Genomic DNA, 25,528 nt, shown 5'->3' with positions numbered 1-25,528 from the left:
CGAGCCTGCTCGCGATGACGACATAACATTCAATATCAATTGACTGGCCCACCGCTATCGCGAGCAGGCTCGCTCCCACAAGTTGGCTTTGGTATGTCTTATCAACGGCGCCCTTTGCCGGACAGGCGTCGGGTATACTCGCGCGTTTTGTGATGCCCTGCTGGCGTCACGGCTGAGATATGAAGCGTCATGCAATGCGCACTTACGATTTGTCGGTGCAGCTTTCATGATTCTGAACCAGCCTTGCAGGGATGTTTCGGTGATTTTTGGAGTTTTTATGCTCGAACAGGCTCAACGCGTCCTCAAGGACATCTTCGGCTACGACAGTTTCCGTGGCCGTCAGGGTGCAATCATTGAGCGCGTGGCCAGTGGCGGCGACGCCTTGGTGCTGATGCCTACCGGTGGCGGCAAGTCCTTGTGCTTCCAGGTGCCGGCGTTGTTGCGCGAAGGCCTTGCGGTGGTGGTGTCGCCACTGATCGCGCTGATGGACGATCAGGTCGCCACCCTCGAAGAGCTGGGCGTCGCCGCGGCGGCGTTGAACTCCACGTTGAGCGCTGAGCAACAGCGTGATCTGGCGGCGCGGATCAAGCGCGGCGAGGTGAAAATGCTCTACCTGGCGCCCGAGCGCCTGGTTCAGCCGCGCATGCTGGCCTTCCTGCAAAGCCTTGAAATCGCCCTGTTCGCCATCGACGAAGCGCATTGCGTGTCCCAATGGGGTCACGACTTCCGTCGGGAATACTTGCAACTGGGCCAGTTGGCGGAATTGTTCCCCAACGTCCCGCGCATTGCCCTGACCGCAACGGCTGACAAGCGCACCCGCGAAGAAATCGTCGATCGTCTGCATCTGCAAAATGCCGAGCGTTTCCTCTCGAGTTTCGATCGCCCTAATATTTTCTATCGCATCGTGCCCAAGGAGCAGCCGCGCAAGCAGTTGCTGGCGTTTCTCGCCGAGCGGCGCAGCGATGCCGGTATCGTTTACTGCCTGTCGCGCAAGAAGGTTGATGAAGTAGCGGTGTTCCTCAGCGAGCAAGGCTTCCCGGCGCTGCCGTACCACGCCGGTCTGCCCAATGACACGCGGGCCCATCACCAGAAGCGCTTCCTCAACGAGGAAGGGCTGATCATGGTCGCCACCGTGGCGTTCGGCATGGGTATCGACAAGCCTAACGTACGTTTTGTCGCTCACCTGGATTTGCCGAAGTCCCTTGAGGCCTACTACCAGGAAACCGGTCGCGGCGGTCGTGATGGCCTGCCGGCGGATGCCTGGATGGCGTACGGCCTGCAAGACGTGGTGATGCTCAAGCAAATGTTGCAAAACTCCGAAGGCGATGAGCGTCACAAGCGTCTGGAGCAGCACAAGCTCGACGCCATGCTCTCGCTCTGCGAAGAAACCCGCTGCCGCCGCCAGACCCTGCTCGCGTACTTCGACGAAGACATGCCCGAACCCTGCGGCCACTGCGACAACTGCGTCGACGGTGTGCAGACCTGGGACGCCACCGAGCCGGCCCGTCAGGCGCTGTCGGCGATCTACCGCACCGGTCAGCGTTATGGCGTCGGTCATTTGGTCGACGTGTTGCTGGGCAAGGACAACGAAAAGGTCCGCAGCTTTGGTCATCAGCATTTGTCGGTATACGGCGTAGGCAAAGCGATGGGGGAGAGCGAATGGCGCTCCCTGTTCCGACAGCTGGTTGCCCGTGGTCTGGCGGACATCGACCTCGAAGGCTACGGCGGGCTGCGCCTGAGTGACACCTGCCGGCCACTACTCAAGGGTGAAGTGACCCTGGAACTGCGTCGCGACCTCAAGCCACAAATCACGGCCAAGACCGCCAGCAAGAGCCCGGCCAGCCAACTGGTTCGCGGTGAAGAGCGTGAGCAGTGGGAAGCCTTGCGTGCCCTGCGCCGCAAATTGGCCGAAGAGCATGGCGTGCCGCCGTACGTCATCTTCCCCGACTCGACCCTGCTGGAAATGCTCCGCAGCCAGCCGACATCGCTGGCGGAAATGGCCACGGTCAGCGGCGTTGGTGCGCGAAAACTGGAGCGTTACGGCGAGGCCTTCCTCGAAGTGCTCGGCGGTCAGGTCGAGGCGCCGAAAGTAGTGGCCGATGTGCGCCATGAGCTGATCACGCTGGCCCGGGCCGGCATGACACCGTTGCAGATCGCCGGTCAGCTGCAATGCTCGGAAAAGAACGTCTACGCGATGCTCGCCGAGGCGATCGGCAAGCAGCAGTTGTCGCTTGAGCAGGCGCTGGACCTGCCGGAAGAGTTGATGGGCGAAGTCCAGGATGCGTTCCTCGACGGCGAAGGCGAACTGCCGCCGGTGTCAGAAATTGCTGCGCTGTTCGCAGGGAGAGTTCCTGAAGGTGTTTTGTATTGCGTTCGTGCCGCTCTGCAGTCGGAATTCGAAGTCTGAGTGACCTGAGGCACAGATGTAACGATTCAGTACAGAGCAAGCCTTGCCTATAGCCAAAGGTCATGCTTAGCTGACTAATAATTAGTTTTTCTCTATTTCAGTCTAATCATGAGTGTTTTATGCCGTTAACCGATCAACACCGCTTTGGCATGCAATTGGCCCAGATGTCTCGGGGCTGGCGTGCCGAACTGGATCGCCGACTGGCTGGCCTGGGCCTCTCCCAGGCGCGCTGGCTGGTGCTGCTGCACCTGGCGCGTTTCGATGATGCCCCCACCCAACGCGAACTGGCGCAAAGCGTCGGCGTCGAAGGGCCCACCCTGGCTCGATTGCTTGACAGCCTGGAAAGTCAGGGCCTGGTGCAGCGCCAATCCGTACTGGAAGACCGTCGGGCGAAAAAAATCGTCCTGTGTGCCCCGGCCCGGCCCTTGATCGAACAAATTGAAACCATCGCCACTCAATTGCGCCACGAACTGTTCGAAGGCGTCGATGAGGCAGATTTAAAGGTCTGTATGCGAGTCCACGGGCATATTCTGGCCAACCTGGAAAAATCTTGAGGCACAACCACGCGCCGGATTTTTGAGATACCCCGTTGGGCGGACTATAAAGAACTACTAGGCAATATCGTGTTCGTACCGGATGTGCGAACACGTACAGGTTGGTTCTGGTTATCTAAGGGATGCTCATGCTCGAGAGTTGGCACGTTGTATTGCGGTGTTGTACCAGGCTGCTGCTGGTCGGTGGTGCCGTCACTTACTCGGCATTGGCCCCTGCGCTCGGGTTGGGTGAGATCACCCAGCATTCGGCGTTGAATCAGCCATTCAATGCCGACATCGCCTTGGTGGACGCTGGTGGTCTGGAGGAGGGCGAGCTATCGGTCAGCCTGGCGACGGTGGACGAATTCAGTCGCGCCGGCGTCGAGCGGTTGTTCTTTCTCAACGATCTGAAGTTCACACCGATCCTGCGGGGCAACCGCAGCCTGATCCGGGTGACTTCCAGCAAACCGGTCAAGGAACCCTTCCTGAATTTTCTGGTGCAGCTTAATCAGCCCAACGGGCGTTTGCTGCACGAGTACACAGTGCTGATCGATCCGCCGGGTTCGCCGGGAATTGTTCCCGTCAACGACGACCCTTCGCCGCGCCCCCAGTCTTCCGCGTTCCCGTCCGTCGAACCGGCTGTTGCACCGCCACCTGCCGCGAAGGCGGCGACGTCCAAGCCTGATGTCGAAAAACCAGTTGCGGCACCTGCGAATGATGCTATTGCCGAACAACTGGCCGCCAGCGTGCTGCAGAACCAACAGTTGCAAAAAACCATCGATGAACTCAATGCGAAGCTTCAGGCTCAGGACGAGCAGATCGCCGGCCAGAAAAAGCAGGTGATCGAGCTGCAAACCCAGTTGGCGGAAGTCAAACAGGCATCGTTAGAGCCGGTCGTGCCCCAAGTGACGGCACCGGTGCCCGTTGTAGTAGAGGAATCTGAACCGACTCCGTGGCTGCTGATCCTCGGGTTGCTGGCATTGGTGGCGTTGGTATTGCTCGCAGTATTCATTCGCCGTCAACGACAGCAGGTTCAGGTTCAGCCCGAGCCGTTACCCGTGCTGCCGTCGCGTCATGAACCGGTGCTCAGCCGCGCAACAGAACCGGCCAGTCCGACGCCCCGGCTGCAACCGGTAGCCGGATCGGCCGAAGAGACTCCCGCAGGCGACGTGCTGGAAGGGGTGGGTATCTATCTGGCGTATGGCCGTTTGTCCGAGGCAGCCGGTTTGTTGCGAGATGCGTTGGTCAGGGAACCCCAGCGTACCGATCTGGCTGTGCAACTGTTGGAAGTCCTCGGTAAACAAGGCGACGTACAAGCGTATGACGCGCAGGAAAGCAGCCTGCGAGACGCCGGGTTCGATGCACAGCAACTTCAGGACATCCGCGCCCGCCATCCGAAGCTGATCAGTGCCGCGCCGGTGGTTGTCGCTGTGGCAGTGGTTCCTCCCACGCTTGCGATCCCTGAAGCGGCACCGAGCGATGAGTTCCAGTTGAACCTCGATGACCTGTCGATGGATTCGAATTGGGACCTGATCAGCCCCTTCGAAAACTCATCATCCAGCGCTAAACCGTCGAATGAGCCAGAGCAGGCAAACGACCCCGGGTTCACCTCGAACCTGCATGTGTTGCCCGATGTCTTCGAAATGCCCGAGGAGCCGACGCTGGACGAGCCCGAGCTTGAATGGATCGCCGAACCTGACGCCCAATCTCTGGACGAGACCTTTCTCAACGAGTTCAGCGATCCTGTCCAGCCGCTGGAGCTTGAGCCGCTGAATGCTGAATTGATGGATCTTGAACCGGCCGGGCCGAGCAGCGCGGGCAAACTTGAACAGGCCCAGACGTGCATTGATGACGGCGATCTGGACAGCGCCATCGAGCTGCTTAACGAGTTGCTCAAGGAAGGCGACGAACCGCTCAAGGAGACGGCCCGGACTCTGTTGGCCGGTATCCGATAGGAAAGTCTTGGAGACTTAATGTGGGAGCGGGCTTGCTCGCGAAGCAGACGATGCGGTTTATCAGAAAAACCGCGTCATCGTTTTTCGCGAGCAAGCCCGCTCCCACATTTTTATAGAGGATACCTGTAGAGGGTGTTCGCTTTAGAACGTCTGCCCCAGGTTTAAATAAACCGCCTGTTCATCCGTATCGTTGATGCCGTAACTGAAGTTCAGCGGTCCCAGCGGCGTGTCGAAACCGATGAACACACTCGCTGCATTGATGTAGCCGCTGTCGAATTCATTGTCGTTGTTCCACGCCCGGCCGCGTTCCAGCGAGCCGCCGATGTACAGCGGGAAGTCCAGCGGCAGGTACGAGCGCGGTGTCAGGCGGCGGTAGTAAACCCCGCGCATCAGGCTGACGTTCTGCCCGGAGATCGCATCTTCGCGAAAGCCCGACAACTGTCGCGCGCCACCGAGCAGGAAGCTGGAAGTGACCACATTGGCCTCGTCCAGCGTGCGTCCGTAACGCCCGCCGAGGATGAAGGTGTCCGGCCCGCTGCTCAGGGCCTTGTCCAGTTTGAACTCCCATTGGCGATAGCGTTTGTCCGAACCCAAGCCCGGTTCGAACTGGCGTAACGACAGGCCGATATCCTGGCCTTCATGGGGGAAGTAGACGTTGTCCAGCGAGTCGAATGAGTACTTCAGTTCATAGAAACCTTCGTTGAAGTTTTCACTCGGCAAATCCTGATCGCCGATGCGCACATCAGCCTTGCCCCAGGCCTCACCGACACCGAAGCGCACTTCGCCGCTATTGCCGATTTGTCGGCCGACGTTCAAGCCGAAGCCATAGCGTTCGACTCGGTATTGGGCGATCGGGTCGTTGTCCAGGATCGCTTCGACGTTCTGTGCTTCGAACGCCGCATAAGGCGCAATGAAGTAGCGCGAGCCGACATCCAGCGGCTGATAGAACTCAGTGTAAAGTTCCTGCTTGTCACCGATCTGCGCCCGGGTCAGCCACTCGGCACCAAGGCGATTGATGCCGTTGACGCGGTAGCTGGCACCCAGGTTGAAAGCACTGTCGCCGCGCATGTCGTCCGACAGGTTCAAACCCACCCGCAAGTAATCGGTGCCGCTGCGTTTGCCACGGGCACTGATCACCAGGGTGTGATCGGCGCCCTTATGGACTACGCGGTATTGCACCTGCTCGAAGTAATCGAGGCCGTACAACGTGCCCATATCAGTTTGCAGACGGCCGAGGTCCAGCGGTTCGCCGATGTGCTGGCGAATGTAGTAACGGATTACGTCGTCGCCAACCTTCGAGTCGTTTTCAACTTTGATCGCGGTGATGATCGGCGTACGCTGGCTCGGCGCCCGGGCGGCGGTCAGTTCGGCGTCCAGCGGTTGTGCAGGTTTGAGCCGCGCCAGACGCGCGTCGAGAATTCGGGTTGCGCGGTAGCCAGCGTCGATCATTTCCTGGGCTTTACCGAAATCGGTAACGCCGAAACTCGCCAGCGGTGGCTGGATCAATACGTCGTCTTTGTGCAGGGCGGCCAGTTGTTCTTCGGAATTGCGCCGGGTCATCAGGGTGATCGATTGGTTCAACACGTCGACCACGGTGGTCAGTTGCTTGCGATTGCGCAGCGGCGTGCCGATGTCGACCACGATAGCGATGTCGACGCCCATCTCCCGCGCCACGTCCAGCGGGATGTTATCGGTCATGCCGCCATCCACCAGCAAGCGGCCATTGAGTTCGACCGGCGCGAACACCGCCGGGATCGACATGCTGGCGCGAATCACCTGAGGCAGGTGGCCTTTACGGAACACCACTTTTTCGCCGCTGGCGATGTCGGTTGCCACCGCTCGAAAGGGGATTGGCAATTTGTCGAAGTCGCGGGTGTCGCTAGTGTGGGCCAGCAGGCTTTCCAGCAACAGCGCCAGGTTCTGACCCTGAATCACCCCAAGTGGCAGGCCGAGGCTGCCGTCGTCACGGAAGCTGAGTTTCTGTTTGACGAGGAAGTCCCGGTCATCCTGCTTGCGTCGGAACGGCACGTCTTCCCGAGGTGGGGCGTCGGACAGCGCCTGCTGCCAGTCGATGCTCAGGGCGAGTTTTTCCAGCTCATCGATCTGATAGCCCGAGGCATACAGGCCGCCGATCACCGCGCCCATGCTGGTGCCGGCAATCGCATCGATCTTGATGCCTTGTTCCTCCAGTGCCTTGAGCACACCAATGTGGGCCAAGCCACGGGCGGCACCACCGGACAGCACCAGACCGATTTTCGGTCGGGGGGCTTCGACGGCTTGCACGATCAAGGGGAAGAGGCACAGCAACAGGCAAGACAGCAAACGGCGCATCATGGATCTCGGGGCGAGCGATAAAGGCGGCTATTATAGCGACGCCCTCTGGCACAGGAGTTTTACCAATCATGACCGCACGTAAACCGGAAATCGTCATCACCTACTGCACGCAATGCCAATGGCTGTTGCGCGCCGCCTGGCTGGCCCAGGAACTGCTCAGCACCTTCGGCGATGACCTGGGCAAAGTGTCCCTGGTGCCCGGCACCGGCGGGGTTTTTCACATTTTCTGTGACGATGTGCAGCTCTGGGAGCGCAAGGCCGATGGCGGTTTTCCCGAGGCCAAGGTGCTCAAGCAGCGGGTCCGCGATCAGATCGATCCGGACCGCGACCTGGGCCACAACGACCGCACTCAGTGAGACGGGGCTTGTGCCGCCACGGCGGTCTTGCTTGAACTGCCGGACAATCGGCTCGAGACCACGATAGCCACGATGATCAGTGCGCCGCCGATCAGCATGCGCAGGGTCGGGTTTTCATCGAACAGCAGCCAGGCCAGGGTGATGCCGTAAACCGGTTCCATCGCGAATACCACGGCGGCGGTCCGAGCCTTGATCACCGCCAGGCTGGCGACGAACAAGCTGTGCGCCACGCCAGTACAGAACACCCCGAGCAGGCCGATCCACAGCCAGTCGATGGCGCGCACTTCACTCAACTGCGGCACCGCCACCGGCAGCAGGCAAATCGCAACCACCACGTTCTGATACAGAGCCGCCTGCACCGGCGGAATTCGTCCAGAGCTGGCGCGGTTGGTCAGGGACAGCAGGGCGAACAACAAGCCGGACGCCACCGCCCACAACAGGCCGATGGTGGCACCGCTGGCCAGATCGAAATCCGGCGTGACCAATACCAGTCCAATACTGACCAGCACCACCAGCAGGACTTCATTGGCGCGGATGCGCTCGCGGAAAATCAGCCCCTCGAGAATCACGGTAAACGCCGGGAAACTGGCAAAACCCAGGGTCGCGATCGCCACTCCGGCGACCTTCACCGCGATGAAGAAACTTACCCAGTGCCCGGTCAGCAGCAAGCCGCTGAGCAGCAGACGGCGCAAGTCCACTGCATCGAGTTTTTGCCAACGGGTATTACTGGCGAACCGTGCGAAAAACGCCAGGGCGAGGACGGCAAACGCGGCACGGCCAAACACGATGATGGCTGGCGAGGCGGCGGCGAGTTTACCGAATACGCCAGTCAGGCCGAACATCAATGCACCGATATGCAGAGCGCCAAGGGCGGTACGGGGAGTCATTGCAATCCTTGATAAACGTATCGAATCCGGCCGACAACACCGTCGGCCCCTGTAGGAGCTGCCGAAGGCTGCGATCTGTTGATCTTGCTTTTGGAGATCAAGATCAAAAGATCGCAGCCTTCGGCAGCTCCTACATTGAATCGTGCTGAGCCGGTTATGTCTGTCGCCAGACTCGCGTCATTTGTCGCCAGCCTCGCGGCGCAATTTACCGGGCGAGGCACCGAACTCGCGTAGCACCGCCGCAGCGAACGCACTCTGCGAGCTGTAACCGACCCGACAGGCGATCTCGCCAATGGGTAACGCTGAATCGCGCAACAGACTCACGGCAATGTGCAGACGACGACTGCGAATGTAGTCCATCGGCGTTTGCCCGCATTCCGCCACGAACCGCGCATGTAACCGAGCGCTGGACAAGCCGGCAATGCGCGCCAGATCGGCGACTTGCAGCGGATAAGCCGCGTATTGATCGATGTGCGCATTCAGCGCCGCATAAGGCAGACGCCGACCGCCCACGCTGTCGGGTTTGGCATTGTTCAGGCTGGCCAGCAACAGCACCGCGCCTTGCTGGGCGATCAGCGGATCACTGATCTGGCTGCCCGCCAGCCAACTCACCAGTTGGCTTTGCCCTGCGTCCAGCGACAGACGCCCGGCATTGTCGAGCAAGCGGCGACTGGCTTCGGCGTGATCGCCAAGGGACTGCGAAACCCACGGGTCGCTCGGCACATCCAGCACCAGGCAACGACTGCCATGGGCGCTGTCGCAGGCATGATGCGCCCCCGACGGCACCACCACGAAACTCTGCTGCACCACCTGACTACCATGCCCCTCGACCTCGAAATCCAGCGCGCCCGACAGCCCGAACACCAGTTGCGCGTGGTCGTGGCTGTGGACGATCAGGTCGTGGGTGTACTGGCGTAGCGTGAGGATCGGTCTCATCGCAGGTCTCCTGTGCAGGTCGCCAGTCTACACCGGGTGCGGCCCGACTCGCGCTGTCACAAGACTGACTTGCCACTGTCATGGGCAATTCACCCGACCGGCGCAAGCTTGCCAAAACTTGTCCTGAGGGTTGCCCATGACCAGCGCCGAGCTCGCCAAACCCAGCCGTAAGCAACGTGTGCGGACCTTGTGGATTTCCGATGTGCATTTGGGCACCCGGGATTGCCAGGCCGAACATCTGTCGCAATTTCTCAAGGGCTACCACACCGACAAGATCTACCTGGTCGGCGACATCATCGACGGCTGGAAACTACGCAGTGGCATGTATTGGCCTCAGGCGCACACCAATGTGATTCGTCGCCTGTTGACCATGAGCAAGCGCGGTACAGAGGTGATCTACGTCACTGGCAACCATGACGAATTCCTGCGCCGTTATTCCAAGCTGATACTGGGCAATATCCAACTGGTGGACGAAGCCGTGCACGTGACCGCCGATGGCCGTCATTTGCTGGTGATTCACGGCGACCAGTTCGACGTGATCACCCGCTACCACCGCTGGCTGGCGTTTCTCGGGGACTCGGCCTACGAGTTCACCCTGACGCTCAACCGCTGGCTCAACCATTGGCGTGCCCGTTATGGCTACGGCTACTGGTCGCTGTCGGCGTACCTCAAGCACAAGGTCAAGACCGCCGTCAGCTTCATCAGCGATTTTGAAGAAGCCATCGCCCACGAATGCTTCAAACGCGAGTTGCACGGGGTGGTGTGCGGGCACATTCACCATGCCGAGATTCGCAAGGTCGGTGGGGTGGATTACCTCAATTGCGGGGATTGGGTGGAGTCGTGCACGGCACTGATCGAGCATTGGGATGGGTCGATCGAGTTGTATCGGTTGGCCGATGCCCAGGCGCGCGAGGCAGAGTTGAAGGCGGTGAAGGTCGCGGAGCCGGTATAACCTGCGAGAAATGGAGTGTCTGGTCGGGCCTCTCGCGAATGGACCGCGCAGCGGTCCCCGACATTTTTCAGGCCGGCGAATGTTCTTCCATCGCCGCCATGTAAATCGAATTCTTCGGCTGCGCAAACAACCGCTCCACCATCGGTTCGAAGAAGCTCAGCGGCAGTGTGTCGTACGCCGGATCAAACGCCGCCGCATCGTACCGGGCACAAAATTCGATGGTCGCCTGATACTGCGGATGACCGCTGAATTGCTCGCGCAAATGCCGGTCCATGCCCAGGTGATGAAAGAAGTAATAACCCTGGAAAATCCCGTGCTTCTCTACCATCCACAAGTTCTCGGCGCTGACGAACGGCTTGAGGATCGCCGCGGCGATGTCCGGGTGATTGTAGGAGCCCAGTGTGTCGCCGATGTCATGGAGCAGGGCGCAGACCACGTATTCTTCGTCGCGACCATCGCGCCAGGCGCGGCTGGCGGTTTGCAGGGAGTGGGTCAGACGATCCACCGGGAAACCACCGAAATCCCCCTCCAGTAACTTCAGGTGCGCCACGATCCGTTTGGACAATTGCCGGGCATAGGCGCTGAAATCTGCGGCGATGATCGCCCAGTCTTCCTGCGTGCCGTCCTGCATATGGGTAAAACGGGCATGGACATTCATCAGCTATCCTCTTGTTCTGATCGAAAGGGATGTTTGAGTGTAGGGCTTGGATCCAAGGCTGCATTGGCTGCTCAAGACGCTTTTGTGGCCAATGGAGCCTAGAACGCCACGCGACCCAGAATCATGTCGCGGTACATGACGAAATCGCCGAGCAGGCTGTAAAGAGGATGCTGGAAGGTGGCAGGACGATTCTTCTCGAAGAAGAAATGCCCGACCCAGGCGAAGCTGTAACCGGCCAGCGGCAGGGCCAGTAACATCCACCACGCGCCGTTGCCGATGGTCAGCGCCAGAAGGAAAATAACCAGGGAGGTGCCGGCAAAGTGCAATCGTCGACAGGTGCTGTTGCGATGTTCGCTAAGGTAATACGGGTAAAACTCAGCGAAGTTGTTGAAGCGTTTGATGTTTTCCACGACTGCGATCTCTGTGGTGGCTGTTCACGCGACAAGTTGTTCTGCGGGTAGCTTATTTAAGTCTAGAGTGATCATTGGTATCAGCCAGTGACAATAGGCGCCACTTTAGTATCCTTGGGTATTGGGTCGTGGCATGCGGCCATCACGTAGTAAACGCCATGAGCGAACGAACGACTTCTGCAAGCTGGGCGATGGGGATTGTCAAAGCACTGGAAATGGACGGCCTGGATTGCCGGGTTCTGTTCAAGCAGCTAGGGCTCGACTATGCGGCACTGGATGATCCGGATGCGCGCTTCCCGCAAGATTCCATGACGCGGCTCTGGCAGCGCGCGGTCGAACTGTCCGGCAACCCGGCGATTGGCCTGAACATGGGCAAGGTGGTGCGACCGGCGTCCTTCCATGTCGCCGGTTATGCCTTGATGTCCAGCCAGACTCTGGCTGAAGGCTTTCAACGTCTGGTGCGTTATCAGCGAATCATCGCCGAAAGTGCCGACTTGAGTTTTCGATTGCTGGATGAGGGGTATGCGCTGATTCTGACGGTGCATGGCGATCACCTGCCGCCGACCCGGCAGAGTGCCGAAGCATCAATGGCCTGCGCCCTGGCACTTTGCGGCTGGCTGACCGGCCGCACGCTCCAGCCGCGCAAGGTTTTGCTGCAAGGCGATGAGCCCGTTGATCTTGAACCCTATAAACAAGCCTTCCATGCCCCGTTGATGTTCAACGCGCCTTATGACGCCTTGATCTTCGAGCGCGCCGATATGGAGGCACCGCTGCCCACCGCCAACGAGGCCATGGCGCGGTTGCACGACCGGTTTGCCGGCGAATACCTGGCGCGGTTTTCCGAGACCCGCGTGACTCACAAGGCGCGGCAGGTGTTATGCCGTTTGCTGCCCCAGGGCGAACCCAAGCGCGATGCGGTGGCCCAGACGCTTCACTTGTCGCAACGCACCTTGCAGCGTCGCTTGCAGGAAGAGGGCACGAGTTTTCAGACGTTGCTGGATGACACCCGACGTGAACTGGCCGAGCAATACCTGGCGCAACCGAACATGACCTTGCTGGAAATTGCCTACCTGCTGGGGTTTGCCGATCCGAGCAACTTTTTCCGCGCCTTCCGACGCTGGTTCGATTCCACCCCCGGCGAATACCGGGTGCGGCTGATGGAAGCGCCCATGCGGCTCAGTGACGCCAGAATGCCGGGATACACAGAACAAACACGGTAATGATCTCCAGCCGGCCCAGCAGCATGCCGAACGAGAGAATCCACTTCGCGGCATCCGGCAGGCTGGCGAAGTTACCCGCCGGGCCAATCGTTTCGCCAAGCCCCGGGCCTACGCCGGACACCGTGGCGGCCGCGCCGGTAAGTGCGGTCATCCAGTCCACGCCCAGCAGCGACAGCAGCAGTGCGATGACGCAAATGGTGATGGCGAAGAAGAACGAAAAGGTCAGGATCGAGCGCACGATCTCTTCGTCGAGACGGTGGCCGTTGTATTTCTGCTTGATCACCGCGCGCGGGTGAATCAACTGGTTAAGGTTGGCCTTGAGCAGAATGTAGGCAACCTGGAAGCGGAAAATCTTGATCCCGCCAGCGGTCGACCCCGAGCAGCCGCCGACAAACCCCAGATAAAAGAACAGCATCAGTGAGAAGTTACCCCAGAGGCTGTAGTCCCCCAGTGCAAAACCGGTGGTGGTCACCACCGAAGTCACGTTCAGCGCCACATGCCGCAACGCCTCCAGCCAGTGCAACTGGGTAGTCCACCAGTACCAGGTGCCGAGCACCAGCCAGGTCACCAGCAACATGCCGAGCAGGCCTTGAACCTGTTCATCCTTGATCAAGGCCCGACGGTTGCCGCGCAGCGTCGCCACGTACAGAGTGAATGGCAGGGCACCGAGAATCATGATGACGACGGCGACCCAATGAACCGCGGGCTCCGGCCATTTGGCCAAAGACAGGTCGGAGGTCGAGAAACCACCAGTGGAAATCGCTGACATCGCATGATTGATTGCATCGAATGGGCTCATCCCGGCCCACCAGAATGCCAGACTGCCGAAAATGGTGATGCCGACGTAGGCCGCAACGATCAAACGCGCCACCATGTGCGAACGGGGCATGACCTTTTCGGAACGGTCCGACGACTCGGTCTGAAACAGCCGCATGCCACCGATGCGCAGCAATGGCAAAATCGCTACCGCCATGCCGATAAAACCGATGCCGCCGATCCAGTGCAGCAATGAGCGCCACATCAGGATGCCGGGGGACATGCTGTCCAGGCCAGTGAGCACCGTCGCACCGGTGGCGGTGATGCCGGACATGCTTTCGAAGAACGAGTCGGTGTAGCTGATGTGTTGGGTCAGCAGGAACGGCAGGGCGGCGAAGATGCATACCACCAACCAGCTGCTGACGGTCAGCAGGTACATGTCTCGCGGGCGCAGATGGATGTGCTCGGGGCGTCCGGGTATCACCAGAGCGAGGCCGGCGACGAAGGTGATCATGCTCGCCCAGAGGAACGACGGCAGGTCGCTGGTGCGCTCGAAGATCACCAGTGTGGCCATGGGTACGACCATGGCGATGGCCAGCGTGATCAGGAAGATGCCGATGATGAAACCAATGATCCGTAAGGTCGGCAACGCCATGAAGTCCGCTCGGGCTGATAGTAAGAAGGGCGCCATTCTACCTGCGGGGCAGGGCATGTAAACCGACGCCGTCGCGACAGTTGACGCTAGAATAGCCAGACATTTTCTACAGGAGGTGGCCGATGGAGGCTCTCGACGCTTTGCTCAACCGTGTTTCCGTCCCACGACTGCTCGATCCGGCGCCAACCGCCGAGCAACGGGAAGTGTTGTTTGCCGCCGCGATGCGCGCGCCAGACCATGGCCACTTGCAGCCTTGGCGCTTCCTGACAGTCGAAGGCGCGGCGCGCGAGCAAATGGGTGAGTTGCTGGCCGAAGCGGCGAAGCTGCAACACAATGATGTGTCCGAGGCCTTGCTGGACAAGGCGCGCAACGGCCCGTTGCGTGCGCCGCTGGTAGTTGTGGTGATTGCGCGTTTGCAGGAGCACGACAAGTATCCCAAGTCCGAGCAACTATTGGCGGCAGGCTGTGCAGCTCACGGGATTTTGCTGGCGGCCTATGCGCAAGGCATTGGCGCGGTGTGGCGCACCGGTGAGCTGGCTTATTCAGCGCATGTGGCTAAAGGCTTGGGGTTGGCGGAAGGGGAAGAGGTGATTGCGTTTCTTTACCTTGGCACGCCGCAGAAAGAACCACGGGTTGCGGAGAAGGTTGATCTGACCGAATTTGTCAGCGCCTGGCCTGGCAAGTCCTGAAGACGCCGATTTAATGTGGGAGCGAGCCTGCTCGCGAAAGCGTCGTATCATTCAATATCTCTGTTGAATGTTAAACCGCCTTCGCGAGCAGGCTCGCTCCCACAGGGTTCAGGGTTGGACGACGGCCCCCGGCACCAACGGCAATTCCAGGCTGGCAATAAACCCGCCCTCCGGATGATTGGCCAGCACCAGACTCCCTCCATGCCGTTCCGCCGCACGGCGCGCAATGGCCAGCCCCAGGCCATGCCCGGCCGCTGTTTGCCCCGGTGCCCGATAGAACGGTTCAGCCAGCTGATTCAAATGCTCGGCCTCTACGCCGGGGCCGTGGTCGCGCACGCTGACCACAATCCTGTCGCCCTGACGCAACGCCTGCATTTCGATCGGTTGCCCGACCGGGTTAAAGCGCTGGGCATTGCGCAGCAGGTTATCCACGGCGCGCTCGATCATGGTCGGCCAGCCTTTGAGGTTCAGTTGCGGCTCGGCCTCAAGGCGCACGTTCTGCTCGGGCGAGCCCAGCTGCGCATCTTTTTGCAGGGTATTGAGCAGCGCGTTTAGATCGACTTCTTCGGCGCTGGCATTGTCGGCATCGACGCGCGCCAGTACCAGGATTTCGCTGATCAGCGCTTCCAGTCGATCGCATTCACGGGTCAGGCGTGGCCAGAGTTTTTCCCGCTCCTCAGGATTGGCCCGTTCGGCCAGCGCCAAGGCAATGCGTAGTCGGGCCAAGGGTGAACGCAACTCGTGAGACACGTCCCGCAGTAGTTGCCGCTGGCTGCCGATCAGGCTTTGCAGGCGCGCGCCCATGCGGTTGAAGTCGTTGGCCAGCACGCCGAACTCATCGCGGCGGTTGGCCAGCTGCGCCAGGCTGTTCTGTTGATACGTCGTCTGCCCCAGGTCATGCACCGCACCGCGCAAACGGCTCAGCGGTCGGGTGATGGAAAAGGTCACCAGCAGGCTGAACAGGGTCAGCACCACCAGCGCGATACCCAGCGCACTCAACGGCCAGAGCAGGCTTTCACGGTGCCAGGCATCCAGTTCCGGATGCGGAATGCGGTAGATCAGCAGGTAGGTGTCGCCTGTCTTGGCGCTGGTGTATTCATCGGTCAGACGCCGCCATGGCAGGCGTCGATCATTATCGTTCTGTCTCGCTTCGAAGGCCGCCGCCCGCCGGGGGAAGGTGCCGCGTACCACCGGGTCACCGGCCTCGTTGAGCACCTGAACATCGATGTGATACTGGCGCTTGCGCTGCTCCAGAATGTCCTGGGCAGCGTCTTCGCCCTGGCTTTCGTAGGTTTGCGTCCACTGTTCGGCCAGCGTGTTCAGGCCCGGATGGCGGCTGAGAATCCACGCGTCCTGGTTGAGCATGTGCCCGAGCAGAATGGAAAGGCCCGCAACCAGAGCAATGGCCAGCCAGAAGCTGGCCAGGATACGCCAGAACAATGAGCGCACAGAAAATCCTCAACTAGCGCAAATCCATGTGGGAGCGAGCTTGCTCGCGATAGCGTCGGCACATTCAACATCAACGTGACTGAAAGGACGCCATCGCGAGCAGGCTCGCTCCCACATTAAAATCGAGTGGCAACAGACCCAACGGGGTTTAGCCGTTGGGTCCAGGGTTAGCGCATTATTGCGCTTTTTGCGCTTGCTGCGCTTTCCAGGCCTTGAACTCGGCCCATTCGGCGCGACGCTCAGCCTGTTTCTTCTGGATCTCGTCGAATTGTTTCTGTTGATCCGGTTTCAGCAGTGCGCGAACGTCGGCTTCGGCTTTCTTGTGTTTGGCCTCCATCTCGTCTTTCAGGGCTTTCTGATCGGCTGGCGAGAGTTTTTCCAGGTACTTGTCGACCAATTGCTGACGCTCATGCATCTGCTCGCCCATGATCTTGCGGATCTGCTCGCGCTGTTCGCGGCTCAGGTCCAGCTGGCTGTAAGGGCCTTTACCGTGCATGCCGTGCATCTGACCGCCGTGGCGTGAGCCATCCATGTGGTCACCCATCGGACCTGCGCCTTCAGGCATGGCCATCGCAACGGTCGGCAGGGCGGCAGCAAACATCAAAGCGATAAGAGTCTTGCGCATGGTGTATCTCCTTGTCTCGTTCCCGGTACGTTCCGGATGTGTGCAGATTACGGAGATCAAGGTCAGCGGCAGTCAGCGGAGCGTAAAGCTTGGGTAAAGACGATTTTCTACCTTGCTGACAATTCCACGATGTATCACGGTCCCGCGTAGATACCGTCTTAAACCTCACCGAGCAAGCGCAAGTTTCGGGTCATAAGGCTGGCCCGATTTGAGCACGCCATAAACGAAGTGCAGCAGCTTGCGCATCGCGGCACAAATGATCTGCTTGGGGGCCTTGCCGTTGGCCTTCAAGCGATCCTTCATGGCCATGATCGCCTTGTTGTGCTGCAGCGCCACCAGGCCGGGCATGTAAAGGCCTGCCCGCACGCGCGCTGAGCCGATTTTTGAGATCACAGTACGGCCTTTGAGCAGTCCCGAATCCTGCAGCTTGGGGTTCAACCCAGCAGCAGCAACCAGCTTGCGAGGATCGTCATATTTACGCAGGTCGCCCAGCTCGGCCAGCAGCCGCTCAAGCGTTTTCTGCCCGATACCGTCGATGGTCACGATCAAGTCGCGCATTTGACGCATATCCGGGTCGTCATCGATGTGTTTTTTGATCGCTTTGTGCGTTTCAGCGATCTCTTTTTCGATATGGTGCAGCACGGAGTTAATTGAGGCTTTGACCTTTTCGTCAGATACCCCCAGACGATTGAGCTCCATTTGCTGCATTTCCTGAAGGTCATCCAGGCGGCGAACCAAGGCTTTCAACTGGCGATACTTCAGAGGCTCCGGCGCCCATGGCTGAAGCTTTTCATCCTTTTCCCGGGCGAAGTCCGCGATCAGCTTGGCGTCGCTTTTATCGGTTTTGATCCGGCGTAACTCACTGCCGGCGTAGGCATGGGTCGTGGCCGGATTCACCACGCAAACCCGGTAACCCTTGTTGTAGACGAACTCGGCGAGCGCCAGGTGATAGACACTGGTGGCCTCCATCACGATCAGTGCCGAAGGTTCGACCTGCTTGTGCAGCCAGGCTTCAAACTCTTTGAATCCTTTGGCGTCGTTCGCCAGTTTGGCTTTGGTTTTATGCTTGCCATTCGGCAGGTGTGTAGCGATATCAAAGGTGTTTTTAGCGACATCGACGCCGACGAAACTGGACATGTCTTCTCCCAATCAGATCAGTTGCGATCATCACTACACTCTGTCCAACCTTGTGAATGCGGGCTCTCGCCAGAGACGGGCCCAAGATACCGTTCGAACTGTACGAGTGAGTGTGGAGGGTTGGAGCACGATCTACGTCACAGGCAAAAAGCCTAAGGAGCTGCACGGCTTCCAGGTCCCTCCCTCGATGATCAGTCGAGAACTATCGCTCCTGATGGAGCAATAGTCGAGATACAAGGAGCTGCCGAAGGCCGCGATCTTTTGATCTTGGCCGGTAAAAGCAAGATCAAAAGATCGGGCCTTCGACAGCTCCTACAGGGCGTGCGTTTGGCAGACCCCATGGGGCGATCGTGTTCGGATTCAGAGGCTGTAGTAGTAACCGCGACTGCGCAGAGCAACGATGCGTGGGCGACCGTCGGGGTGCGGGCCGATTTTTTTGCGCAGGTTGCTCACGTGCATGTCCAGGCTACGGTCGTACAGGGTCAGTTTGCGACCGAGGGCGATTTGCGCCAGTTCCTGTTTATCCAGCGGTTCACCGGGCTGCTTGAGCAGGGCTTCGAGCAGACGGCTTTCGGAGACGGTGAGGGTGAACTCCTGTTCATTGATGCTGACCACACCACGCACCGGGCTGAAGCACAAGTCGCCCAATTCGAGCTGGCTGGAGACTGCCGTCGGATGACTGCGGCGCAATACCGCGCGCAGACGCGCTGTCAGTTCTCGTGGATCGCACGGTTTGGCCAGGTAATCATCGGCACCGAGTTCCAGGCCGAGGATGCGGTCCAGCGGTTCGCCACGGGCCGAAAGCATCAGCACCGGCAAATCCGGATGGTCACTGCGCAGTTGCTTGAGCAGTTCCAGGCCGCTGCCATCCGGCAGCATCACGTCCAGCACCACGGCCGCGGGGGATGTTTCAGCCAGCGCGCGACGAGCACTCTGGCCGTCGTGGCAGGCGCGGACCTGAAAGCCTTCCTGGCTCAGCCAACTGCTCAGGAGCTCACACAGCTCCTGGTCATCATCAATTAATAACAGCTCGCTCATGACTCACTCAATTTAGCCATTGCCGACGTTTTCTGGTTGCACCACTGGCGAAGATACCGCAGAGCAGGGCCGATAGCGCTACTGCGGCACCGATAACAAACCACTGTTGCTGATCTGTCAGCAGGCGCGGCAACGGGCTGCTGGCCTGGGCTTCTTTGAGTTGCAGCTTCAGGCGCTGATTCTCTTGGCGCAACCGGCTCAGCTGGGCGCTTTCGCGTTCGCCATCGGTATTTTGCAGTTGTTTGCTCAATTCTTCTCGTTGCTGTTCGCTTGCCTTCAAGCGCTGCTGCAACTCGGTGATCTGGCTGCCGGCGCTCAAGGACAGCGGCGTCGAACTACCGCCATTGGCGCTTTCTTCACCATGGGCGGGCGCCATGATCGACAACGTCACCAACATCAGACACAACGGACCTTTGCGCATCGCAACTCCTGATTCCAATACGAGTATTGGGCAGGTTGTCGGCCGATAAACGAGAATAATGAGCGATTGAACGCGCGATGAACCGACAAGACTCATCGCGCGGGAGAACTTTACGGGAGGACTTGCTTGAACGGCTTGACCGAAACGTTGGCGTAGACGCCTGCGGCAATGTACGGATCGGCGTCGGCCCAGGCCTGTGCGGCGCTCAGCGAATCGAATTCGGCGACGATCAGGCTGCCGGTGAAACCCGCAGCGCCCGGATCATTGCTGTCGACCGCCGGGTGCGGACCGGCCAATACGATACGACCTTCACCTTTAAGCACTTGCAGGCGCTCAAGGTGCGCAGGCCGTGCGGCCAGGCGGGCTTCCAGGGAGTTGGCGACGTCTGTGGCAATGATTGCGTAAAGCATGTCAGTCCTCGGTTTTTGGCGTTGTGGTGTCGGCATCGTGCAGGTGGCGGGACAGGTAAATGCCCTGGGCGACCAGGAACAGCAACGTCATCCCCAGGCTGCCGAAGACTTTGAAGTCGACCCAGTAGTTCTGGAACGTGAATGCAACGAACAGGTTGGCGGCGCCGCAAAACAGGAAAAACCCGATCCAGGCGATGTTCAGACGGGTCCAGACCGGCTCCGGCAGAGTCAGTGCGTGGCCCATGATGCGTTTGATCAGCAACTGGTCACCGACGAAGTGGCTGCCGATGAATGCGAGGGCGAACAGCCAGTTGACCACCGGAGCTTTCCATTTCAGGAAGGTCTCGCTGTGGAACGCCAGGGTCAGGCTGCCGAAGACCAGGCAGGCGATAAGGGTCAGCCACTGGCTCTTCTCCAGCTTGCGCTGCTTGATGAACAGCGTGCCGTAAACCACCAGGGAACTGATGATCAGCATCGCGGTGGCACTGTAAATACCACCGACAGTCAGTTGATGACCGCCAATGTCGACGACCCGTGGATCGATTTTGAAGACGATGAAAAACAGTAGAAGCGGGATGAAGTCGATGAATTGTTTCACAGTGGCAGCCAGAAGCAGGATGTGGCGGCATAATAACAAACATATTGACGCGCGATAGCGTCAGCTGATTTGAGGTTACACAGTCCTGTGAATGTTGATTTGCACTGCCATAGCACGGCTTCCGATGGCGCCCTGGCGCCTGCGGTACTGGTTGCGCGTGCGTTCGAGAAAGGCGTGCGAGTCCTGGCCTTGACCGATCACGACACCCTTGAAGGCCTCGACGAGGCCCGCAGCGCAGCGACGGCGCTGGGGATGCAACTGGTTAATGGCGTGGAATTGTCCTGCACCTGGGGCGGGGCGACCATTCACGTTTTGGGCTACGGTTTCGACGTCAATGCGCCGCCGTTGGTCGAGGCCATCGCAAAATTGCACGATGGCCGCTGGTTACGGTCCGAAGAAATAAGCCGCAAGTTGGCGTTGAAAGGCATGCCGGGGGCGCTTGACGGCGCCCGGGCCATTCAACAGGAGCTGGGCGACAGCGGTAATGCGCCGGCCCGTCCGCATTTCGCCGACTGGATGGTGCGCGAAGGTTTCGTCAAGGATCGCGCCGAAGCGTTCCGCAAATGGCTGGGCGCCGGCAAACTGGGAGACGTCAAACAACACTGGCCGACCCTGGAAGACACCGTCGAAACCCTGCGCGCCGCAGGTGCCTGGGTCAGCCTGGCGCACCCTTGGCACTACGATTTCACTCGCAGCAAGCGTCGTCGCCTGATTGCCGACTATATTCAAGCAGGGGGCCACGCGATAGAAGTGGTCAATGGCCATCAACCCGCCGAACAGGTGGGCAGCCTGGCGATTCTAGCCCGCGAGTTTGGTCTGCTGGTCAGCGCCGGCAGTGATTTTCATGGCCCTGGAGGCTGGTCCGAGATCGGTGAATACCGCCCGCTCCCGGAGGATCTGCCACCACTGTGGTGTCGATTCAAACATGACCCAATTATTGCCGTCGTCTGAACAGGTAGAGAATGTGAGTCAATTTTTCCAGATTCATCCGGAAAACCCGCAAGCGCGCCTGATCAAACAGGCTGTCGAGATCATCCGCAACGGCGGGGTGGTGATTTATCCCACAGACTCTTCCTACGCCATTGGTTGCCAAATTGGCGACAAGAACGCCGTGGAGCGCGTGCGTCGGCTGCGTCAGCTGGATGAGAAGCACAACTTCGCGCTGATTTGCAGCGACCTGTCGCAGTTGGGGCTGTTTGCCAAGATCGACACCGGCACTTTCCGTGTGCTCAAGGCTCATTTGCCTGGCCCTTACACCTTCATTCTCAACGCCACCCGCGAAGTCCCGCGGCTGTTGCTGCACCCGAAAAAACGCACCATCGGCCTGCGTGTGCCAAGCCATCCGATTGCCCTGGCATTGCTGGAAGAACTCGGCGAGCCGCTGATGAGTGTGACCCTGATCATGCCTGGCGATACCGACCCGCTGACCGATCCTTACGAAATGCGCCAGTTGCTCGAGCATCAGGTCGACCTGATCATCGACGGCGGTTTCGGTGGGATCAAGGCATCCACCGTGATCAGCCTCGCCGACGGCGAACCGGAAGTCATCCGCGTCGGTTGCGGCGACCCTACGCCTTTCATGGCCGAGGCCTAGATGTCTGCAGTAGAACCCGTCGACAGCCAGGCCGGCGCCCAGCAAGAACTGCCTTTCGCCATGGTCTATGGCCAGGCGGTCATGGAAATGCCGCTGGACCTGTACATCCCGCCGGATGCGCTCGAGGTTTTTCTTGAGGCCTTCGAAGGCCCGCTCGACTTGCTGCTGTACCTGATCCGCAAACAGAACATCAACATCCTCGACATCCCGGTGGCGGAAATCACCCGTCAGTACATGGGCTATGTCGAGTTGATGCAGTCGGTGCGCCTGGAGCTGGCCGCCGAGTACCTGGTGATGGCCGCAATGCTGGCCGAGATCAAGTCGCGGATGCTGTTGCCCCGTGCCGAAACGATCGAAGACGAAGAAGACGATCCTCGCGCCGAGTTGATTCGTCGCTTGCAGGAGTACGAGCGCTTCAAGGCTGCTGCCGAAGGCATCGATGGCCTGAGCCGCGTCGGCCGCGACGTGGTAGTGCCCAAGCTCGATGCCCCGGAAGCCCGGGCGCGCAAACTGTTGCCGGATGTGAGGCTGGAAGAGTTGCTGATGTCCATGGCCGAGGTCTTGCGCCGTGGCGACATGTTCGAAAGCCATCAGGTCAGCCGTGAAGCGCTGTCCACCCGCGAGCGCATGAGCGATGTGCTGGAACGGCTCAAGGGCGGTGGTTTTGTGCCCTTTGTCGAGTTGTTCACCGCTGAAGAAGGGCGCCTGGGGGTGGTGGTGACCTTTATGGCGATCCTCGAACTGGTCAAGGAATCCTTGGTCGAGCTGGTGCAGAATGAGCCGTTCGCGGCGATCCATGTCCGGGCCCGAGCCGAATAACGAGTTGAATCATGAACCTGACTGAACCCCGCGAGCTGGCGCCACTGCTTGAAGCCTTTCTGCTGGCCTCGGGAAAACCGCAATCGCTTGAACGCCTGTTCGAACTCTTCGAAGAAGGCGAGCGGCCCGAGCCCCCTGTTTTCAAGAAAGCGCTGACGATTCTGGCCAAGTCCTGCGACGGCCGTGCTTTCGAGTTGAAGGAAGTCGCCTCCGGGTATCGCCTGCAGATCCGCGAAAAGTTCGCGCCGTGGGTCGGACGTTTGTGGGAAGAGCGGCCGCAACGCTATTCCCGCGCCATGCTCGAAACCATGGCGCTGATCGCCTATCGCCAGCCGATCACCCGGGGCGAGATCGAAGACGTGCGCGGCGTGGCAGTCAACAGCCATATCGTGAAAACCCTGCTGGAACGTGAGTGGATCCGCATCGTCGGTTACCGCGACGTCCCCGGCAAACCCGCGATGTTCGCCACCACCAAGGCGTTTCTCGATCACTTCAACCTGAAAAACCTCGACGACCTGCCGCCGCTCGCCGAGTTGCGTGAGCTGGAGCCTGATCCCGTCCTCGATTTCGACGACGCGCCGGTTCCGCAAGGCTTGCAGGAACTGGCCGATGCCAGCGCTGAACCGGAGGAGCCCAAGGAAGAAACCAGTTTCCACACACTGTTGCTGGAACTGGACACCATGGAAGAAGGGCTCAAGACCGATTTCGACGATTTGTTGCGGGATGGGGCGGTGACCGAGACTGAAGGGGAGTTGGCGGAGCCTGAGCCTGAAACCGAAGTTGAACCTCAGGTCGAGGCTGAAGCTGAATCCGAACCAGAACCAGAACCAGAACCAGAACCAGAACCAGAACCAGAACCAGAACAGGAAGATGACATTCTTGGCGTTGCCGAAGCTCGCGAAAAACTCTTGGCCGCCGTCGCTGCCCTTGAACAGCCAAAACCCGAGCCCGAGTTGACCGACGAAGAAGCCGAAGCCCAAGCCCTCGCCGAAGCGATCGAAAGCGAACGCCGCCAGTTCGACGATTGACACAAATCCTGTGGGAGCGAGCCTGCTCGCGATGAGGGAGTGTCAGTCGACATCAATGTTGTCTGATACACCGCTATCGCGGTCAGGCTCGCTCCCACATTGGTTCAGTGTCGTGGTTGAGCAAACCCGGCACCACCGGTCGGCGGAAAATCAAGTAAGTCTTCATTGATCAGCTAGTCTCTGATGCGCGAACGTCTCCATGAGCGTATGATTCGCGACCCTTCGGCGATCGCTTCGCCCAAGCGCTTCAAAAAAGTACCCAGATTTACATCGCTTCAGGCAAAAGCCTGAACAGACCACACCGGGAGGTGCCCAGATGAGTATCAACGACCAGAAAGACGACCAGGAAATCGGCCCCGCAGGCGAAAAGCTGCAGAAAGTCCTCGCCCGTATCGGCGTCGGCTCGCGCCGTGACGTAGAAGCCTGGATCAGCCACGGCCGCATCAAGGTCAATGGCAAAGATGCCACCCTCGGCCAGCGTGTCGACATGCACGACGCCATCACTATCGATGGCCGGGTGATCAAGCGCGAAGAAGCCGCCGAGTCGGTACGCCGCGTGATCATGTACAACAAACCCGACGGTGAAATCTGCACCCGTGTCGACCCGGAAGGCCGTCCGACCGTGTTCGACAAGATGCCGCGCCCGAAAGAAGGTCGCTGGATCAACATCGGTCGTCTGGACATCAACACCACCGGTTTGCTGATGTTCACCACCGACGGTGAATTGGCCAACCGCCTGATGCACCCATCCTACGAAATGGACCGTGAATATGCGGTACGTGTACGTGGCGAAGTCGACGACGAGATGATTGAACGCCTGAAAGCAGGCGTGGTGCTCGAAGACGGCCCGGCCAAGTTCACCGACATCAAACAGGCTCCGGGTGGCGAAGGTTTCAACCACTGGTACCACTGCGTGGTGATGGAAGGTCGTAACCGCGAAGTCCGTCGTCTGTGGGAATCCCAGGGTCTGGTGGTTAGCCGCTTGAAGCGCGTGCGTTTCGGTCCGGTATTCCTCAACTCCGACCTGCCGATGGGCCGCTGGCGCGAAATGAGCCAGTACGAAGTCGACATTCTCAGTGCTGAAGTCGGCCTGACGCCGGTGGCGATGCCGCAGATGAACGCCAAGAGCAAAGACAAGCTCGATCGGATGCAGCGTAAATCGTCGCGTCCGATGGGCAAGACCGAGCGCGTGCGTACGTTGCGTCCAGCTGCTGGCAACCAGACAGCGGCTACTCCACGTGATACTCGTGAACCGCATATCGAAGGCGAGCGTCCAGCCCGCAAACCAGCAGCACCTCGTGCTGACGGCGAGCGCGGTCCACGTACGCCACGTCCGGCCAACGGTCGCACTGAACGTGGCGAAGGCCGTGGTGCTCCGTCCGGTGGTCGTAGCGATCGCGGCGCGCCTGCCGGTCGTGGTACGCCCGTGGCAGATCGCCCGGCCGATACCAAGCGCCCGGCCAAGCCAGCGCCGAAGAAACGCCCTGGCATCGTGCTGGTCGACCGTGACGCGCCATCGGGCAAACGCCGCGGCGCACCAGCCGGCTCCGGCCAGCGTCCGGGCTTCGGTCGTCGCAAGCCTGAGTAATCGGTAAGCGCTGCATGAAAAACGCCATCCCTCGGGATGGCGTTTTTTTTGGGTCTGCTTTTGATCGTTCCCA

The 25,528-nt window shown here is 59.7% G+C and carries 25 protein-coding genes; 12 read left to right on the top strand and 13 right to left on the bottom strand.

The genetic code is table 11. The features are described 5' to 3' along the window. Positions 1-277: 277 nt before the first annotated feature. The 3 genes from recQ to AB4O41_RS09210 all read left to right on the top strand — a co-directional run bounded on the left by recQ (position 278) and on the right by AB4O41_RS09210 (position 4,895). Complete coding sequence (gene recQ / locus AB4O41_RS09220; RefSeq protein WP_460147385.1) at positions 278-2,407, top strand: DNA helicase RecQ; 2,130 nt, start codon at positions 278-280, stop codon at positions 2,405-2,407. A 119-nt stretch (positions 2,408-2,526) separates the two neighbouring features. Beyond that, a complete protein-coding gene (locus AB4O41_RS09215; protein WP_007895007.1) occupies positions 2,527-2,961 on the top strand; it encodes a MarR family transcriptional regulator in 435 nt (144 codons plus the stop codon). 128 nt (positions 2,962-3,089) lie between these two features. Continuing rightward, positions 3,090-4,895 carry a FimV/HubP family polar landmark protein gene (locus AB4O41_RS09210; protein WP_460147383.1) on the top strand — a complete coding sequence of 602 codons (1,806 nt, stop codon included), beginning with the start codon at positions 3,090-3,092 and terminating at the stop codon, positions 4,893-4,895. A 141-nt stretch (positions 4,896-5,036) separates the two neighbouring features. On the opposite strand, the gene AB4O41_RS09205 is transcribed toward AB4O41_RS09210, so the two are convergent. Next, positions 5,037-7,226, bottom strand: coding sequence for a patatin-like phospholipase family protein (locus tag AB4O41_RS09205; RefSeq protein WP_460148317.1), 2,190 nt, complete (start codon positions 7,224-7,226; stop codon positions 5,037-5,039). A 71-nt stretch (positions 7,227-7,297) separates the two neighbouring features. On the opposite strand from AB4O41_RS09205, the gene AB4O41_RS09200 reads away from it, so the two are divergent. After that, positions 7,298-7,585 carry an Rdx family protein gene (locus AB4O41_RS09200; RefSeq protein WP_007895010.1) on the top strand — a complete coding sequence of 96 codons (288 nt, stop codon included), beginning with the start codon at positions 7,298-7,300 and terminating at the stop codon, positions 7,583-7,585. On the opposite strand, the gene AB4O41_RS09195 is transcribed toward AB4O41_RS09200, so the two are convergent. Next, the gene (locus AB4O41_RS09195; protein ID WP_460147380.1) at positions 7,579-8,472 is read right to left on the bottom strand and encodes a DMT family transporter; all 894 of its coding nucleotides are present in this window, start codon (positions 8,470-8,472) and stop codon (positions 7,579-7,581) included. The genes AB4O41_RS09200 and AB4O41_RS09195 overlap by 7 nt on opposite strands. Before the next feature lie 177 nt (positions 8,473-8,649). Next, positions 8,650-9,408: a helix-turn-helix transcriptional regulator gene (locus AB4O41_RS09190; RefSeq protein WP_460147378.1), complete on the bottom strand. Its 759-nt coding sequence runs from the start codon at positions 9,406-9,408 to the stop codon at positions 8,650-8,652. 136 nt (positions 9,409-9,544) lie between these two features. Between AB4O41_RS09190 and AB4O41_RS09185 the strand changes: the two genes are divergently transcribed. Continuing rightward, positions 9,545-10,360, top strand: coding sequence for a UDP-2,3-diacylglucosamine diphosphatase (locus AB4O41_RS09185; protein WP_460147376.1), 816 nt, complete (start codon positions 9,545-9,547; stop codon positions 10,358-10,360). Positions 10,361-10,427: 67 nt separating this feature from the next. Here AB4O41_RS09185 and AB4O41_RS09180 read toward each other — a convergent pair whose 3' ends face one another. Together AB4O41_RS09180 and AB4O41_RS09175 are read right to left on the bottom strand one after the other, a co-directional pair. Continuing rightward, entirely contained in the window at positions 10,428-11,018 is a 591-nt protein-coding gene (locus AB4O41_RS09180) for an HD domain-containing protein (protein ID WP_460147374.1), read from the bottom strand. 98 nt (positions 11,019-11,116) lie between these two features. Further along, positions 11,117-11,428: an Mpo1-like protein gene (locus AB4O41_RS09175; protein ID WP_460147373.1), complete on the bottom strand. Its 312-nt coding sequence runs from the start codon at positions 11,426-11,428 to the stop codon at positions 11,117-11,119. A 158-nt stretch (positions 11,429-11,586) separates the two neighbouring features. Here AB4O41_RS09175 and AB4O41_RS09170 point away from each other — a divergent pair, with 158 nt between their 5' ends. After that, positions 11,587-12,648 (top strand): AraC family transcriptional regulator, encoded by a 1,062-nt coding sequence (locus AB4O41_RS09170; protein WP_460147371.1) that lies wholly within the window; start codon positions 11,587-11,589, stop codon positions 12,646-12,648. On the opposite strand, the gene AB4O41_RS09165 is transcribed toward AB4O41_RS09170, so the two are convergent. Beyond that, the gene (locus tag AB4O41_RS09165) at positions 12,605-14,059 is read right to left on the bottom strand and encodes a TrkH family potassium uptake protein (RefSeq protein WP_367374671.1); all 1,455 of its coding nucleotides are present in this window, start codon (positions 14,057-14,059) and stop codon (positions 12,605-12,607) included. The genes AB4O41_RS09170 and AB4O41_RS09165 overlap by 44 nt on opposite strands. A gap of 122 nt (positions 14,060-14,181) precedes the next feature. Between AB4O41_RS09165 and AB4O41_RS09160 the strand changes: the two genes are divergently transcribed. Continuing rightward, a complete protein-coding gene (locus AB4O41_RS09160; RefSeq protein WP_460147369.1) occupies positions 14,182-14,748 on the top strand; it encodes an NAD(P)H nitroreductase in 567 nt (188 codons plus the stop codon). Between the two features lie 108 nt (positions 14,749-14,856). On the opposite strand, the gene AB4O41_RS09155 is transcribed toward AB4O41_RS09160, so the two are convergent. From AB4O41_RS09155 to AB4O41_RS09125, 7 genes are all read right to left on the bottom strand, one after another. Then, positions 14,857-16,197: a sensor histidine kinase gene (locus tag AB4O41_RS09155; protein WP_460147367.1), complete on the bottom strand. Its 1,341-nt coding sequence runs from the start codon at positions 16,195-16,197 to the stop codon at positions 14,857-14,859. 175 nt (positions 16,198-16,372) lie between these two features. Further along, positions 16,373-16,822, bottom strand: coding sequence for an LTXXQ domain protein (locus AB4O41_RS09150; protein WP_460147365.1), 450 nt, complete (start codon positions 16,820-16,822; stop codon positions 16,373-16,375). Between the two features lie 165 nt (positions 16,823-16,987). Continuing rightward, positions 16,988-17,959 (bottom strand): IS110 family RNA-guided transposase, encoded by a 972-nt coding sequence (locus AB4O41_RS09145; RefSeq protein WP_460144197.1) that lies wholly within the window; start codon positions 17,957-17,959, stop codon positions 16,988-16,990. A gap of 360 nt (positions 17,960-18,319) precedes the next feature. Then, positions 18,320-18,997: a response regulator transcription factor gene (locus AB4O41_RS09140; RefSeq protein ID WP_460147363.1), complete on the bottom strand. Its 678-nt coding sequence runs from the start codon at positions 18,995-18,997 to the stop codon at positions 18,320-18,322. A 7-nt stretch (positions 18,998-19,004) separates the two neighbouring features. Next, the gene (locus AB4O41_RS09135) at positions 19,005-19,418 is read right to left on the bottom strand and encodes a translation initiation factor 2 (RefSeq protein WP_258620642.1); all 414 of its coding nucleotides are present in this window, start codon (positions 19,416-19,418) and stop codon (positions 19,005-19,007) included. A gap of 110 nt (positions 19,419-19,528) precedes the next feature. Next, on the bottom strand, positions 19,529-19,828 hold the full coding sequence (locus AB4O41_RS09130) for a YciI family protein (RefSeq protein ID WP_008156126.1): 300 nt from the start codon (positions 19,826-19,828) through the stop codon (positions 19,529-19,531). A 1-nt stretch (position 19,829) separates the two neighbouring features. Then, a complete protein-coding gene (locus AB4O41_RS09125) occupies positions 19,830-20,426 on the bottom strand; it encodes a septation protein A (RefSeq protein WP_460147361.1) in 597 nt (198 codons plus the stop codon). A gap of 87 nt (positions 20,427-20,513) precedes the next feature. Between AB4O41_RS09125 and AB4O41_RS09120 the strand changes: the two genes are divergently transcribed. From AB4O41_RS09120 to rluB, 5 genes are all read left to right on the top strand, one after another. Then, positions 20,514-21,377 carry a PHP domain-containing protein gene (locus AB4O41_RS09120; protein ID WP_030130050.1) on the top strand — a complete coding sequence of 288 codons (864 nt, stop codon included), beginning with the start codon at positions 20,514-20,516 and terminating at the stop codon, positions 21,375-21,377. Positions 21,378-21,390: 13 nt separating this feature from the next. Next, entirely contained in the window at positions 21,391-22,020 is a 630-nt protein-coding gene (locus AB4O41_RS09115) for an L-threonylcarbamoyladenylate synthase (RefSeq protein WP_150630275.1), read from the top strand. Between the two features lie 60 nt (positions 22,021-22,080). Continuing rightward, complete coding sequence (locus AB4O41_RS09110; RefSeq protein ID WP_258700775.1) at positions 22,081-22,839, top strand: segregation and condensation protein A; 759 nt, start codon at positions 22,081-22,083, stop codon at positions 22,837-22,839. 11 nt (positions 22,840-22,850) lie between these two features. After that, the gene (gene scpB / locus AB4O41_RS09105) at positions 22,851-23,867 is read left to right on the top strand and encodes an SMC-Scp complex subunit ScpB (RefSeq protein ID WP_460147358.1); all 1,017 of its coding nucleotides are present in this window, start codon (positions 22,851-22,853) and stop codon (positions 23,865-23,867) included. A gap of 316 nt (positions 23,868-24,183) precedes the next feature. Continuing rightward, positions 24,184-25,455, top strand: coding sequence for a 23S rRNA pseudouridine(2605) synthase RluB (gene rluB, locus AB4O41_RS09100; RefSeq protein ID WP_460147356.1), 1,272 nt, complete (start codon positions 24,184-24,186; stop codon positions 25,453-25,455). Positions 25,456-25,528: the final 73 nt, after the last annotated feature.

This window comes from Pseudomonas sp. S2_A02 (assembly GCF_054668495.1).
This window is presented reverse-complemented; position numbering and strand designations above follow the sequence as displayed.